The organism is Streptomyces sp. NPDC090022 (assembly GCF_044748145.1).
Taxonomy (GTDB): Bacteria; Actinomycetota; Actinomycetes; order Streptomycetales; family Streptomycetaceae; genus Streptomyces.
The window spans coordinates 1-14,653 of the sequence record NZ_JBIVFN010000033.1 but is presented as its reverse complement, the minus strand read 5'-3'; the positions used below and the strand labels follow the sequence as shown (position 1 = coordinate 14,653).

Annotated in this window: 14 protein-coding genes; all 14 read left to right on the top strand. The window is 72.8% G+C overall.

The genetic code is table 11. The annotated features are described in order from the left end of the window. Positions 1-91: 91 nt before the first annotated feature. Positions 92-1,033, top strand: a complete 942-nt coding sequence (locus ACIPXB_RS33845; RefSeq protein ID WP_401456256.1) for a GNAT family N-acetyltransferase — start codon at positions 92-94, stop codon at positions 1,031-1,033. 106 nt (positions 1,034-1,139) lie between these two features. After that, positions 1,140-2,759 (top strand): ABC transporter substrate-binding protein, encoded by a 1,620-nt coding sequence (locus ACIPXB_RS33840; RefSeq protein ID WP_401456254.1) that lies wholly within the window; start codon positions 1,140-1,142, stop codon positions 2,757-2,759. Between the two features lie 47 nt (positions 2,760-2,806). Continuing rightward, a complete protein-coding gene (locus tag ACIPXB_RS33835; RefSeq protein ID WP_401456252.1) occupies positions 2,807-3,730 on the top strand; it encodes an ABC transporter permease in 924 nt (307 codons plus the stop codon). Continuing rightward, the gene (locus tag ACIPXB_RS33830; protein WP_401456249.1) at positions 3,723-4,730 is read left to right on the top strand and encodes an ABC transporter permease; all 1,008 of its coding nucleotides are present in this window, start codon (positions 3,723-3,725) and stop codon (positions 4,728-4,730) included. Before ACIPXB_RS33835 ends, ACIPXB_RS33830 begins: the two co-directional genes overlap by 8 nt. A gap of 11 nt (positions 4,731-4,741) precedes the next feature. Continuing rightward, positions 4,742-5,725, top strand: a complete 984-nt coding sequence (locus ACIPXB_RS33825) for an ABC transporter ATP-binding protein (RefSeq protein WP_401456247.1) — start codon at positions 4,742-4,744, stop codon at positions 5,723-5,725. After that, entirely contained in the window at positions 5,718-6,764 is a 1,047-nt protein-coding gene (locus ACIPXB_RS33820; RefSeq protein ID WP_401456244.1) for an ABC transporter ATP-binding protein, read from the top strand. Before ACIPXB_RS33825 ends, ACIPXB_RS33820 begins: the two co-directional genes overlap by 8 nt. A gap of 321 nt (positions 6,765-7,085) precedes the next feature. Further along, a complete protein-coding gene (locus ACIPXB_RS33815; RefSeq protein ID WP_401456242.1) occupies positions 7,086-7,280 on the top strand; it encodes a hypothetical protein in 195 nt (64 codons plus the stop codon). A gap of 23 nt (positions 7,281-7,303) precedes the next feature. Then, entirely contained in the window at positions 7,304-8,203 is a 900-nt protein-coding gene (gene mshB, locus ACIPXB_RS33810) for an N-acetyl-1-D-myo-inositol-2-amino-2-deoxy-alpha-D-glucopyranoside deacetylase (protein WP_401456240.1), read from the top strand. Next, on the top strand, positions 8,200-8,583 hold the full coding sequence (locus ACIPXB_RS33805) for a DUF6113 family protein (protein ID WP_401456238.1): 384 nt from the start codon (positions 8,200-8,202) through the stop codon (positions 8,581-8,583). The genes mshB and ACIPXB_RS33805 overlap by 4 nt, the downstream gene beginning before the upstream one ends. A gap of 312 nt (positions 8,584-8,895) precedes the next feature. Next, entirely contained in the window at positions 8,896-10,755 is a 1,860-nt protein-coding gene (locus ACIPXB_RS33800) for a hypothetical protein (protein WP_401456235.1), read from the top strand. A gap of 191 nt (positions 10,756-10,946) precedes the next feature. Beyond that, on the top strand, positions 10,947-11,879 hold the full coding sequence (locus ACIPXB_RS33795) for an ABC transporter ATP-binding protein (protein WP_401456233.1): 933 nt from the start codon (positions 10,947-10,949) through the stop codon (positions 11,877-11,879). Positions 11,880-11,885: 6 nt separating this feature from the next. Continuing rightward, complete coding sequence (locus ACIPXB_RS33790; protein ID WP_401456231.1) at positions 11,886-12,626, top strand: ABC transporter permease; 741 nt, start codon at positions 11,886-11,888, stop codon at positions 12,624-12,626. Between the two features lie 23 nt (positions 12,627-12,649). Further along, entirely contained in the window at positions 12,650-13,822 is a 1,173-nt protein-coding gene (locus tag ACIPXB_RS33785) for a sensor histidine kinase (RefSeq protein WP_401456229.1), read from the top strand. Beyond that, the gene (locus ACIPXB_RS33780) at positions 13,819-14,427 is read left to right on the top strand and encodes a response regulator (RefSeq protein ID WP_401456227.1); all 609 of its coding nucleotides are present in this window, start codon (positions 13,819-13,821) and stop codon (positions 14,425-14,427) included. The genes ACIPXB_RS33785 and ACIPXB_RS33780 overlap by 4 nt, the downstream gene beginning before the upstream one ends. Positions 14,428-14,653: the final 226 nt, after the last annotated feature.

Genomic DNA, 14,653 nt, shown 5'->3' with positions numbered 1-14,653 from the left:
GCCACCACGGCTGCGCCCTCCTCGCGCGTCCGGCGCCGCGTCCGGCTAAATCGTTTGCGCCGTACGGGCGTACGACCGGACAGTGGCCCGTATGGACACGCTCACCGTGCGGCCCGCGACCGCGGCGGACGCACCCGCCATCTGCGCGCTGATGAACGCCGTCGACGTCATCGAGATCGGCCGGGAGGAGACCGACCTCGCCGAGCTCGAGACGGAACTGCGCCATCCCGAGATGGACCTCGCCCACGACTCCTGGCTCGCCTTCGAGGGAGACCGGCTCGTCGTGTACGCCTGCCTGTGGTGCGACGGCGAGCCCGAGCGGATCGACGCCGACCACTACGTGCTGCCCGAGCACCAGGACGCCGGCGCGCACGTGCTCGGGCTGCTGGAGCGGCGGGCCTTCGACCGCGCCCGCGAGGGCGGCGCCGACAAGGCCGTCGTCCACCTCAACCTCAACACCGACCCCACCGTCGACACCGACCGGCTCGCCGCCCGCGGCTGGCGCCGGGTACGCCGGTTCAACGTGATGACCCGCGCCCTGACCCCCGAGGCCGACCCGGCCCCGGCCCCGCTGCCCGGACTCACCCTGCGCGACTGCCGCGAGGAGGCCGACCGGCGCCTGGCCCACGCCCTGGTGGAGGAGGCGATGGCCGAGCACTTCGACCACACGCCCCGCAGCTACCAGCAGTGGCTCGACGACCTCGGCCTCGAAGCGGGCTTCGACTGGTCCCTCGTGTGGATCGCCACCCTGGCGGGCCAGGGCGACGTCGCGGTGGCCGTGACCCGCGACAACCGGGCCACCATGGGCTGGATCCGCACCCTGGGCGTCACCAAGGAGGCCCGCGGCCGGGGCATCGGCGGATACCTGCTGCGCCACTGCTTCGCCGTGTACGCCGGGCGCGGCCGGGACACCATGGGCCTGGGCGTGGACACCCTCAACGCCAGTGGCGCACTGGCCCTCTACGAGGCGCACGGCATGTCCCCGCACTACGCCGTCGACACCTGGGAGATCACGGTCCACTCCCAGGAGTGACAGCCGTGTGGCGGGAGGGTGCAATCGGGCGAACCGACGGTGCGAGGCCCCGCGCATGGGGTGACATTGGGCCCCAGGTCAGTCCTGGGAGCCAAGGAGGCACTCCATGCGCGGAGCCACCCGCACCACGTGGGCCGCAGGTGCCCTCGTCCTCGCCCTCGCGGCGACGGCGTGCGGCGGCGGCAGCGACAGCGGTGGCGGTGCCGACATCGTCAGCTCCTCCTGGGGTGACCCGCAGAACCCGCTGGAGCCGGCCAACACCAACGAGGTGCAGGGCGGCAAGGTCCTCGACATGCTCTTCCGCGGCCTCAAGCGCTACGACCCCAAGACCGGCGCGGCCGAGAACATGGTCGCCGAGAAGATCGAGACGACCGACAACCAGAACTTCACCGTCACCCTGAAGGACGGCTGGACGTTCAGCAACGGCGAGCCGGTGACGGCCCAGTCCTTCGTCGACGCCTGGAACTACGCGGCCGACGTCGGCAACAAGCAGAACAACGCCACCTTCTTCGACAACATCGTCGGCTACGCGGACGTGCACCCGGCCAAGGGCGAGCCCACGGCCAAGACCATGTCCGGCCTGGTGGTCAAGGACGCCAAGACCTTCACCGTCGCCCTGAAGGAGAAGTTCTCCACCTGGCCCGACACCCTCGGCTACCAGGCCTTCTCGCCGCTGCCCCGGGCCTTCTTCACCGACCACTCCGGCTGGCTGGCCAAGCCGGTCGGCAACGGCCCGTACACGGTGCAGTCGTACAGCAAGGGCAGCGCGATGCAGCTGCGCGCCTGGGACGGCTACCCGGGCCCGGACAAGGCGCAGAACGGCGGCGTGGACCTGAAGGTCTACACCGACAACAACACCGCCTACACCGACCTGATCGCCGGCAACCTCGACCTCGTCGACGACGTGCCGGCCTCGCAGCTCAAGAACGTCGGCAACGACCTCGGCGACCGCTACATCAACCAGCCCGCCCTCATCATCCAGACCCTCACCTTCCCGATGTACGACCCCGCCTGGGGCAAGCCGGGCATGGAGAAGGTCCGCCAGGGCATCTCGCGCGCCATCAACCGCGAAGAGATCACCCAGCAGATCTTCCAGAACACCCGCAGCCCCGCCAAGGACTGGACCTCCTCCGCCCTCGGCTCCCAGGGCGGCTACAAGGACGTCTGCGGCGAGCTGTGCACGTACGACCCGGCGGCGGCCAAAGCGCTCATCGAGGCCGGCGGCGGCCTGCCCGGCGGGAAGATGACCCTCACCTCGAACGTCGACACCGGATCGCACCGCGTGTGGATGGACGCCGTCTGCAACAGCATCAACAACGCCCTCGGCCAGGGCCCGGTCTGCACGGTCAACCCCATCGGGACCTTCGCCGACTTCCGCAACCAGCAGACCGCCTTCAAGCTGACCGGGCCGTTCCGCTCCGGCTGGCAGGGCGACTACCCCCTGATCCAGAACTTCCTGGAGCCGCTCTACTACACCGGCGCCTCCTCCAACTACGGCAAGTTCTCCAACGCCCGGTTCGACCAGCTCGTCGACGCCGCGAACCGCGAGACCGACAACGCCAAGGCCGTCGCCACCTTCCAGCAGGCGGAGCAGATCCTCGCCGCGCAGATGCCCGCCATCCCGCTCTGGTACCAGAACGGCAGCGCCGGCTACGCCGAGCGCCTCTCCGCCGTCGAGCTGAACCAGTTCAGCGTCCCCGTCTACGACCGCATCAAGGTCGGCTGAACCTCCGGGCAGGCCCCCCTCGACCCACCCCCACCCCGGAGAACCCCATGGGACGTTATGTGATCCGGCGGCTGCTCCAGATGATCCCCGTGTTCATCGGCAGCACGTTCCTGATCTTCTTCATGGTGTACGCGCTCGGCGACCCGGTCGCGGCCCTCTTCGGGGACAAGGCCCCCGACCCCGCCACCGCGGCGCGCATCCGCAAGGACCTCCACCTCGACCAGCCGCTGTGGCGGCAGTACCTGCACTACATGGGCCAGATCTTCCAGGGCGACTTCGGCACGGCCTTCAACGGCCAGCCCGTCACCGAGCTGATGGCCTCCGCCTTCCCCGTCACCCTGCGGCTGACGATCGTGGCCATCGTCATCGAGGTCCTCGTCGGCATCACCCTCGGCGTGATCAGCGGATTGCGCCGGGGCCGGGCCATCGACACCACCCTGCTGGTGGCCACCCTGGTCGTCATCTCCGTACCGACGTTCGTGACCGGCTACCTGCTCCAGTACCTCTTCGGCGTCAAGTGGGGCTGGGTGCGGCCCACCGTCTCCGGCGAGGCGACCTTCGGCGAGCTGATCCTGCCGGGCATCGTCCTCGCGCTGGTCTCCCTCGCGTACGTCACCCGGCTCTCGCGGACCTCCATCGCCGAGAACGCCAAGGCCGACTACGTCCGCACCGCGACCGCCAAGGGCCTGCCGCGCCGCCGCGTCGTCACCCGCCACCTGCTGCGCAACTCGCTGATCCCCGTGGTCACCTTCATCGGCACCGACATCGGCGCCCTGATGGGCGGCGCCATCGTCACCGAGCGGATCTTCAACATCCACGGCGTCGGCTACCAGCTCTACCAGGGCATCCTGCGCAACAACGCCCCCACCGTCGTCGGCTTCGTGACCATCCTCGTCATCGTCTTCCTGCTCGCGAACCTGCTCATCGACCTGCTCTACGCGGTCCTGGACCCGAGGATCCGGTATGTCTGAGCCCGAGCCCCCCGCCTACGACCCGCTGGAGCCCGGAAAGGGGGAAGCCATCGCTCCCACCGGCCAGGGCGGCCCGATGGACCTCGCGCTGGACGAGGCCGAGAGCCTGGAGAACCCGCCCGGGAACCTGCCCGCCGGTCCCGGCCCCGCCGAGAAGGCGCGCTCACTGTGGTCCGACGCCTGGCACCAGCTGCGCCGCAACCCCGTCTTCGTCGTCTCCTCGCTGCTGATCCTCTTCCTCGTGATCATCGCGATCTGGCCGCAGCTGATCGCCAGTGGCGACCCGCTCTCCTGCGACCTGTCCAAGTCGCAGGAGGGCTCCGCCCCCGGCCACCCCTTCGGGTACGACACCCAGGGCTGCGACGTCTACACCCGCACCGTGTACGGCGCCCGCGCCTCCATCACCGTCGGCGTGTGCGCCACCCTGGGCGCCGCCCTCCTCGGCTCGGCGCTCGGCGGACTCGCCGGGTTCTTCGGCGGCTGGAGCGACTCGCTGCTCTCCCGGGTCGCCGACATCTTCTTCGGCATCCCCGTCGTCCTCGGCGGCCTGGTCTTCCTCTCCGTGGTCACCAGCACCACCGTGTGGCCCGTCGTCGGGTTCATCGTGCTGCTCGGCTGGCCCCAGATCGCCCGCATCGGCCGCGGCTCGGTCATCACCGCCAAACAGAACGACTACGTCCAGGCCGCGCGGGCGCTCGGCGCGAGCAACGGCCGGATGCTGCTGCGCCACGTGGCCCCCAACGCCGTCGCCCCGGTCATCGTCGTCGCCACCATCGCCCTGGGCACGTACATCGCGCTGGAGGCCACGCTGTCCTTCCTCGGCGTGGGCCTGCGCCCCCCGACGGTCTCCTGGGGCATCGACATCTCCAACGCCGCCCCGCAGATCCGCAACGCCCCGCACATGCTGCTCTGGCCGGCGGGCGCGCTCAGCGTGACCGTGCTCGCCTTCATCATGCTCGGCGACGCCGTGCGCGACGCCCTCGACCCCAAGCTGCGCTGAGGAGCCCGGCCATGCTGCTCGAAGTCCGCGACCTCCACGTGGAATTCAGGACCCGGGACGGGGTCGCCAGGGCCGTCAACGGCGTCACCTACGCGGTGGACGAGGGACAGACGCTCGCGGTCCTCGGCGAGTCCGGCTCCGGCAAGTCCGTGACCGCGCAGGCCGTGATGGGGATCCTGGACACGCCCCCGGGCCGGATCACGGGCGGCGAGATCCTCTTCAAGGGCCGGAACCTGCTGACGATGAAGGAGGAGGACCGCCGGAGGATCCGCGGGGCCGAGATGGCGATGATCTTCCAGGACGCGCTGTCCTCCCTCAACCCCGTGCTGACCGTGGGCGCACAGCTCGGCGAGATGTTCGAGGTCCATCGCGGCATGTCCCGCAAGGACTCCCGGGCCAGGGCCGTGGAGCTGATGGACCGGGTGCGGATCCCGGCCGCGAAGCAGCGGGTGGGGGACTACCCGCACCAGTTCTCCGGCGGGATGCGCCAGCGCATCATGATCGCCATGGCGCTCGCCCTGGAGCCCTCCCTCATCATCGCGGACGAGCCCACGACCGCCCTCGACGTGACCGTCCAGGCCCAGGTCATGGACCTGCTCGCCGAGCTCCAGCGGGAGCTCGACATGGGCCTCGTGCTCATCACGCACGACCTGGGCGTGGTGGCGGACGTCGCGGACCGGATCGCGGTCATGTACGCCGGCCGGATCGTCGAGACCGCCCCGGTGCACGAGATCTACCAGCGGCCCGCCCACCCGTACACGCGCGGCCTGCTGGACTCGATCCCGCGCCTGGACCAGAAGGGCCAGGAGCTCTACGCGATCAAGGGGCTGCCGCCCAGCCTGCTGGCGATCCCGGCCGGCTGCGCCTTCCACCCGCGCTGCCCCATGGCGCAGGCGGTCTGCCGCACCGACGAGCCGCCGCTGTACCCGGTCACGCCGGCGCCGGCGCCCCGCGCCAGCGCCTGCCACTTCTGGAAGGAGTGCCTCGGTGCCTGACGCCATCCTGGAGGTCACGGACCTGGTCAAGCACTACCCGCTCACCCAGGGCATCGTCTTCAAGAAGCAGGTCGGCGCGGTCAAGGCGGTCGACGGGGTCTCCTTCTCCCTCGGGCAGGGCGAGACCCTCGGCATCGTCGGCGAATCGGGCTGCGGCAAGTCGACGGTGGCCCGGCTGCTGGTCAGCCTGGAGCGCCCGACGGCGGGTTCGATCACGTACCGGGGCGAGGACGTCACCCGGCTCTCGCCGAAGGCGCTCAGGGCCGTGCGCCGCAACATCCAGATGGTCTTCCAGGACCCGTACACCTCGCTCAACCCCCGGATGACGGTGGGCGACATCATCGGCGAGCCGTACGAGATCCATCCCGAGGTGGCCCCCAAGGGCGACCGGCGGCGCCGGGTCCAGGAACTGCTCGACGTCGTCGGCCTGAACCCGGAGTACGTCAACCGCTACCCGCACCAGTTCTCCGGCGGCCAGCGCCAGCGCATCGGCATCGCCCGCGGCCTCGCGCTGCGCCCGGAGATCATCGTGGCGGACGAGCCGGTCTCGGCCCTGGACGTCTCGGTCCAGGCCCAGGTGGTCAACCTGCTGGAGAAGCTCCAGGACGAGTTCGGGCTCGCCTACGTCTTCATCGCGCACGACCTGTCGATCGTGCGGCACATCTCGGACCGCGTGGGCGTGATGTACCTGGGCAGGATCGTCGAGACGGGCACCGACGCCCAGATCTACGACCACCCCACCCACCCGTACACCCAGGCCCTGCTCTCCGCCGTCCCCGTGCCCGACCCCGGGGCGCGGCTGCGCCGCGAGCGGATCATCCTCTCCGGCGACGTGCCCTCGCCGGCCGACCCGCCCTCGGGCTGCCGCTTCCGCACCCGCTGCTGGAAGGCCCAGGAGCGCTGCGCGACCGAGGTCCCGCCGCTGCACGTCCCGCCGGAGTTCCGCCTTCCGGTGACGCCGGCCTCCCATCCGTCGGCCTGTCACTTCGCGGCGGAGAAGCGGGTCGTCCCGCCGGCGCCGCCGTCCGACCCGAAATGATCCGGCCAACTTTGCGGGAACCGGTCGCCCCCTCTCCCAACTGGGTTTACAGGGCGGTAATTTGGCCGTCTCTGTCGCGATACGCGACCCCGGCAACGTGGAGGACGTACGGCCGTGCGGGTGCCGTCGGTCGGGCGTCGGGGGCGGGTTCCCCGGCGCCCGGCCTCCGTGTGCCCCCCTCCGTGCGCGGCGTGCGACCCCCCGCGCTTCCGGATATCGATGGATGCGCTGGTACGGATAGTTATGATCCGTAGCGCACGGTGGGTATGACTCCGTCGTGTGCGCGAACCGATGTCCGTACCGATGTGGAGGTGAACCGCCGTGGCACTCTCGATCTCGGCCGTGGTGCTGCTGGCGATCGTCGTCTTCCTGCTGGTCCGCAAGGCCGGACTGAAGGCGGGACACGCGCTGGTCTGCGTCCTGCTCGGCTTCTACCTCTCCAGTTCCTCGATCGCGCCCACCCTCAGCCAGCTCACCTCCAACGTGGCGGGCATGATCAGTGGCCTGAAGCTGTAGGGGCGCCTCGTAGGCTTGGCCCCATGAACGGTCTTCCCGCCCGTCGTCTCCTTCTCGTGCACGCGCACCCGGACGACGAGTCGATCAACAATGGCGTCACGATGGCCAAGTACGCGGCCGAGGGCGCCCACGTCGCACTGGTGACCTGCACCCTCGGCGAGGAGGGCGAGGTCATCCCGGCCGGTCTCGCCCATCTGGCCGCCGACCGCGACGACACGCTCGGCGCGCACCGCGCCGGGGAGCTGGCCGACGCCATGGCCGCCCTCGGTGTCACCGACCACCGCTTCCTCGGCGGACCGGGGCGGTTCCGGGACTCCGGGATGATGGGCGTCCCGCAGAACCACCGCGCCGGCGCCTTCTGGGACGCCGACGTGGACGAGGCCGCCGCCCACCTCGTCGAGGTGATCCGCCGGCTGCGCCCGCAGGTCCTGGTCACCTACGACCCGCAGGGCGGGTACGGGCACCCCGACCACATCCAGGCCCACCGGGTCGCCATGCGCGCCGCCGAACTCGCCGCCGAACAGCCGTACCGGCGCGACCTCGGCGAGCCGCACACCATCGCGAAGGTCTACTGGAACCGGGTGCCCCGCTCGGTGGTCGAGGAGGGCTTCGCCCGCCTGCGCGCCGCCGGCGCCCCCGCCTTCCCCGGTGTCGCCACCCCGGACGACGTGCCCGGCGTGGTGCCCGACGAGCGCGTCACCGCCGAGATCGGCGCGGGCGAGGGCGAGAGGTACGCGGCCGCCAAGGCCGCCGCCATGCGCGCGCACGTCACGCAGATCGCCGTCGACGGCCCCTTCTTCGCGCTCTCCAACGACCTCGGGCAGCCCCTGTTCACGCGCGAGTACTACGAGTTGGCCGTCGGCCGCTCCGGCGCGCCCGCCGGTGAGCGCGAGAGCGACCTGTTCGCCGGGGTGGGCGTGTGAGCGGCGTCCCGGCCGTGGGCCGCGTCGCCGTGTACACCGCCCTGTTCGTCGCCGGACTGCTGGCCGGGGCGGCCGGCTGGCTCGTGGTGGACCTGTGGTTCCCCGGCGGGCTGTTGCTGGCGCTGCTCGCCGTCGCCGGGGTCTTCCTGGCGGGCCGGATCGCGCTGGGCACCGCGCTCGGCGTGGGCGCCGCGGCCGCCGGCTGGTTCCTGGCGTACGTCCTGCTGAGCATCCCGCGGCCCGAGGGCGACTTCCTGATGAGCTCGGCCGGAATCGGGATGTATGTCTACCTTTTGGCCGGAACTGTGGTCGCTGTGATGTGTGCCACGATGCGCGGCCTGGGTGACCGGCCGGTTTCGGCCGCGCGGCCCGGCAGGTGACGTGCCGTTCGGGTCTACGGCGGGAAGCGCGCGCGGGGTTGTGCACGCCCGGCGCACGGCGTCCGCCGGGCGCCGGAAAGAACCCCTGACTCCCGGGGGACAGTTGCTCCCCGGCGGCGGCCAGTATGGTGGACGGGCCGCCGAGCTGCCCGCGCACGGTATGACGGGCGGCGGAGCCAACCGGGAGAGCCTGCCTTGAGTCGTGAAACTGACAGTTCGTCCTCCGGGCCCCAGGGCCGCGGTGGAGCCGTGTACCCCTCGGGTACGCCGCCGTACGGAACCGGCCAGTCGAACGGGCCGGAGGAGAACGCTGTGACGAAGCCGTCCACCCCTGCCGGGGACGCCGATGGACCCAAGACCGAGACCACGCTGACGACGCGGATCCGGATCAACATCCCGGGTTCGCGCCCGATCCCGCCCGTGGTCGTGCGCAAGCCGGTCGCCTCCGGCGAGCCGGAGCGGGACGCCCGGGCCGCGGCGGAACCCCCGCCGCCGGCCCCCGCCCCGGCCGCCCCCGTGGCCGCCGCGCCGGCGCCGGCGGCCGAACCGGCCGCCGAGCCCGCCAGCAACTGGTTCGCCCCGCGCAAGGCCGCCCCGCCCGCCGCCGCGGCCGGTCCCGGTCCCGGTGCCGCAGCGCCCGCGGCCCCCGCCGCCGCCCAGCCCCCGGCGCGTCCCGGCCTGCCGACCCGCCCGTCCGCCGGCTACCCCCAGGGCGGGCCCGCCGGCCGTCCCGGCGGTGCGCCCGCGCCCGTGCCCGCGCCCGCGGCCACGTACGGCGCCGGCTCCGACGGCTTCGCCCCGCCCGGCCCGGGCCCCCGCGGCCCCGGCGTGGGCTCCGGCGGCCCCGGCTTCCCGTCCGGCGGCCCCGGTGTGGGCGCCGGCCCGCACGGCGCCGGCCCGCAGGGCTACGGCGCGGGCCCCGACGGCTTCGCCCCGCCGGCCCCCGGCGCCGGCTTCGGCCCCCAGGGCGGCCACGCGCCCGGCGGCCCGACCACCGGCCCCGTCACCGGCACCATGCCCGTCAACCCGCCGCGCGACGACGACACGGCCGGCTTCACGCCGAGCTGGCCCGGCCCCGAGGTGGACGGCGGCGAGGCCACCACCGCGCTGCCCGTCGTCCCGCCGCCCGGCCCCCGGCCCGTGCCCACGCAGGTGCGCCCGGCCCCCGAACCGGAACTGCTGGTGCCCGCGGGCGCCAAGCCCGCCCCGAAGGCCGCCCCCGCGAAGAAGAAGGGCCGCTCCAAGCTGGTCCTGCTCGTCGGCGCAGTGATCGTGCTGGCCGGCGTCGCCTACGGCGCCGGACTGCTCCTCAACCACTCCGACGTGCCCAAGGGCACCACCGTCCTCGGCGTGGACATCAGCGGCACCCGCGACGAGGCCGTCGCCAAGCTCCAGAACGCCTTCGGCGAGCGCAGCGCCGCCCCGGTCCAGCTCAAGGTCGGCGACAAGCAGGTCGAGCTGAAGCCCGACAAGGCCGGCCTGACCCTGGACGCCCAGGCGACCGTGCGCGGTGCGGCGGGCAGCGACTACAACCCCGTCACGGTCATCGGCTCGCTGCTCGGCCAGGAACGTGCCGCCACCGCCGTGATGCCCTTCGACGACGAGAAGCTCCAGGTCGCCCTGCAGGAGCTGGCGGGCACCGCCGGCAGCGCCTCCGAGGGAACCATCAAGTTCGAGCCGAACAAGGCAGTCGCGGTCCCCGGCAAGGCGGGCAGCACCCTGGACGTCGCCGCCTCCGCCGAGAAGGTCAAGGAGGCCTTCAAGACCCAGGTCGAGACCGGCAAGGCCGAGCCCGTCGAGCTCCCGGTCACCAACCGGGAACCCACCGTCGACCAGGCCGAGATCGACCGGGCCATGCGGGAGTTCGCCACCCCCGCCATGTCGGGCAACGCCACCGTCAAGGCGGGCGCCAAGTCCATCGCGTTCGGCCCCGGCAAGTCCCTGCCCAAGGTGCTGAGCATGAAGGCCGTCGACGGCAAGCTCGTCGAGAAGTACGACCTGGACGCCCTCAAGGAGCTCTACGGCAACACCTTCGACGGGATCCTGATCGAGCGCGGCAACGGCGAGAAGACCGCCGTCACCCCGCAGGACGTCGCCGGCGCCCTCGGCAAGGCGCTGCGCGGCAAGACCCCCGCCGAGCGGACGGTCGTCATCGACACCAACCCCTCGTAGGCGCGGGACCGCCCCGCCGTCACGCACGGCCCCCGCCCGGACCCGGACCCGGACCCGGGCGGGGGCCGCCGCGTTCCCGGTGCCCGGCGCGTTCCCGGCGCACGTGTCACCCGCGGCGCATGACATCTGTCATCCGGCTTCCACGACCGCGGACACTGCCGCCGCCACCCCCGCCCGGCGAGGGTGGAGCCATGAAGACGACGACCCCGACACGGCCGGACACCGCCTCCGCCACCGTGGTGAGCTTCGGACACGTGACCAAGAGCTACGGCGCGGTCCGGGCGGTCGACGGCCTCACCCTCGCACTGCACCCGGGCGAGACCGTGGCGCTCCTGGGCCCCAACGGCGCCGGCAAGTCCTCCACCCTCGACCTGCTGCTGGGCCTGCGCCCCGCCGACTCCGGCACCGTCCGGCTCTTCGGCACCACCCCCCGCGAGGCGGTCGCCGCCGGCCGGGTCGGCGCGATGCTGCAGAGCGGCGGCCTGATGGAGGACGTGAGCGTCCGCGAGATCGTCACCCTCGGCTGCGCCCTGCACCCGCGCGCCCACCCCGTCGACGAGGTCCTGCGCCGCGCCGGCGTCGCGGACATCGCCGACCGCAGGGTCGACAAGCTCTCCGGCGGCCAGGAGCAGCGCGTGCGCTTCGCGCTCGCCACCGCCGGCGCGAACGACCTGATCGTGCTCGACGAGCCGACCACCGGCATGGACGTCACCTCCCGGCAGTCCTTCTGGGCCACCCTGCGCGAACAGGCCGGCCAGGGCCGCACGATCCTCTTCGCCACCCACTACCTGGAGGAGGCGGACGCGATCGCCGACCGGGTGCTCGTGCTCCACAAGGGCCGGCTGATCGCCGACGGCACCGCCGCCGAGATCAAGGCGAGCGCCGGGGCGCGCAAGGTCTCCTTCGACCTGACCGGCGCCGACCTCGACGTGGACGAGTCGGTGCTGCGCGCCCTGCCGGCGCTCAGCCGCTACGAACGCCACGGCGCGACCGTACGCCTGCAGTCGCGCGACGCCGACGCCACCGTGCACGCCGTGTACGCGCTCGGCCTCCACCCCCGCAACCTGGAGGTCGCGGGCCTCGGCCTGGAACAGGCCTTCATCGCCCTCACCGAGGAGGCCTGAACCGCCATGCACCAGCTCGTCAGGCTCGAAGTCCGGCGCGCCCTGCGCAACAAGAAGTTCCTGTTCTTCTCCGTCGTCCACCCCACCGCCCTCTTCCTGCTGATCGGCGGCACCCGGAACGGCACCACGCCGGTCCTGGGCACCGAACTCACCCTGGCCGCCTTCTACATGGTCGCCATGGCCTCGTTCGGCGCGCTGACCGCCGCCCTGATGGGCAACAGCGAACGCATCGCCAAGGAACGGGAGAAGGGCTGGGTCCGTCAGCTGCGGCTGACCGCCCTGCCCGGCCGCGGCTACGTCCTGGCCAAGACGGCCAGCGCGGGCGTCATCGCGCTGCCGTCCATCGTCGTGGTGTTCGTCGTCGCGGCCGTCGTGAAGGACGTACGCCTCGACGCCTGGCAGTGGGCCGCCCTGACCGGCGCCATCTGGGCCGGCAGCCTGGTCTTCGCGGCGCTCGGCGTGGCGCTGGGCTACCTCGTCAGCGGCGATGCCGCACGCCCCGTCACGATGATCGTCTACTTCGGGCTGTCGCTGCTGGGCGGCCTGTGGATGCCGACCACCGTCTACCCGCAGTGGCTCCGGTCGCTCGCCGCATGGCTGCCGACGCACGCCTACGCGGCCCTGGGCCAGGCCATCGAACTCGGCCACGCCCCCCAGGTCTCGGACGTCGCCCTGCTCACCGGATACTTCGTCCTGTTCGCCGGTGCCGCCGCATGGCTGTACCGCAAGGACTCCCTCAAGGCGTGAGGAGGCGGGGGACGGTGGAACCGGTGACCGCGACGACACGGGACGAGACGGTGGTGCAGCTCGGGCTGACGCCCGGGACGCGCCGCCAGCGGGCCACCAAGGCCGTGTGGACGGGCATCTGGCTCTTCTACCTGGGCGCCCCGGTCATGGACCTGATCGGCGGCGGCCACTCCACGGGGGCCCGGCTGCTCGGCGCGCTCGGCCTGGCCGCCTTCGTCGCCTGGTACCTCGTCCTGATCTTCCGGGCGACCGGACGGACCCCGCTGCGGCGGCTGCTGCTCAGCGTGGCCGTGCTGGCGGCGCAGGCGACCGTCCTGTCCCTGGCCCTCGGCAGGGAGTGGCTGGTCCTGTTCGTCTACGTCTCCATCGCCTCCGGCGCCACGCTCCCCGGCGAGATCGCCCGCTGGACGGTGCCGGCGGCGACGGCGCTGCTCGTCGGGGTGGGGCTGGCCGTACCGGGCGGCGACGCGTACCTGATCGGCCTGGTCGTCCCGGCGCTGCTCGGCGGCTTCGCGATGATCGGCGTACAGGCGATGATCCGTACGACCGCGCAGCTGCGGCAGGCGCGGGCGACGGTGGCCCAGCTGGCCGCCAACGAGGAACGCCTGCGGATGGCCCGGGACCTGCACGACCTGCTGGGGCACTCGCTGTCCCTGATCACGCTCAAGAGCGAACTGGCCGGGCGGATGCTGCCCGGCCGGCCGGACCAGGCGGCCCAGCAGATCGCCGACATCGAGCGGGTCGGCCGGCAGGCGCTGGTGGACGTCCGGGAAGCCGTCACCGGCTACCGGCGGGCCACGCTGCCCGGCGAGCTCGCCGGGGCGCGCACCGCGCTGGCCGCGGCCGGGGTGGCGGCCGAACTGCCGCTGGAGGCGCCGCCGGACCTGCCGCGGGCGGCGGAGGAGGCGCTCGCCTGGTCGCTGCGGGAGTCGGTGACGAACGTGGTGCGGCACAGCGGGGCCAGGCGGTGCGAGGTGACGCTGGGGGTACGCCAGACGCTCGCCGGGCCGGTGGCCGAGCTGACGGTGACCGACGACGGGGCGGCCGCCGGTACGGGCGCGCAGCCGCCGAGGGGCAACGGCCTGACCGGCCTGGCCGAACGCCTGGCGGCGGTCGGCGGCTCGCTCACGGCGGGTCCGGAGCGCGGACGGGGCTTCCGGCTGACGGCCCACGTCCCCCTAGGATCGGGATCATGATCCGTATCCTGCTCGCCGAGGACCAGTCGATGGTGCGCGAGGCCCTGGCGGCGCTGCTCGGCCTGGAGCCGGACCTGGAGGTCGTCGCGCAGGTCGCACGGGGCGACGAGGTGGTGCCGGCGGCGCTCTCCCACGAGCTGGACGTGGCCCTGCTGGACATCGAGATGCCGGGCATGACCGGCATAGCGGCCGCGGCGGCGCTGCGCACCGCGTGCCCCGGCCTGAAGATCGTCATCCTGACGACCTTCGGCAGGCCCGGCTACCTGCGGGGCGCGATGGAGGCGGGCGCCTCGGCGTTCCTGGTCAAGGACGCGCCCGCCGCGCAGCTCGCGGACGCGATCCGCAGGGTCGTGCTGGCGGGGGAACGGGTGATCGACCCGACGCTGGCGGCGGCGGCCCTGGCGGAGGGCGCGAACCCGCTGACCGACCGGGAGCGGGAGGTACTGCGGGCGGCGGAGTCGGGCGCGACCAACGCGGAACTGGCGGCGCGGCTGCACCTGTCGCAGGGCACGGTCCGCAACCACCTCTCGACGGCGATCCAGAAACTGGCCGCCCGCAACCGCCAGGAGGCGACCCACGTAGCCCGCGACAAGGGCTGGCTCTAACACCCGTCGGCCCCTGCCGCCCCTGACCCCGTCCGGCGGGCCCAGCGCCTCAAACGCCGGCGGGGCTGGGGTGGGTGCGCCTCAAACGCCGGTGCGGCTGGGGTGGGTGCGCCTCAATCGCCGGCGGGGCTGGGTGGGTGCGCCTCAATCGCCGGACGCGGCTGGGTGGGCGGGGCTCCGCCCCGGGCCCCGTACGTGCGCTTCGCGCCCGTGCGCTCAAACGCCG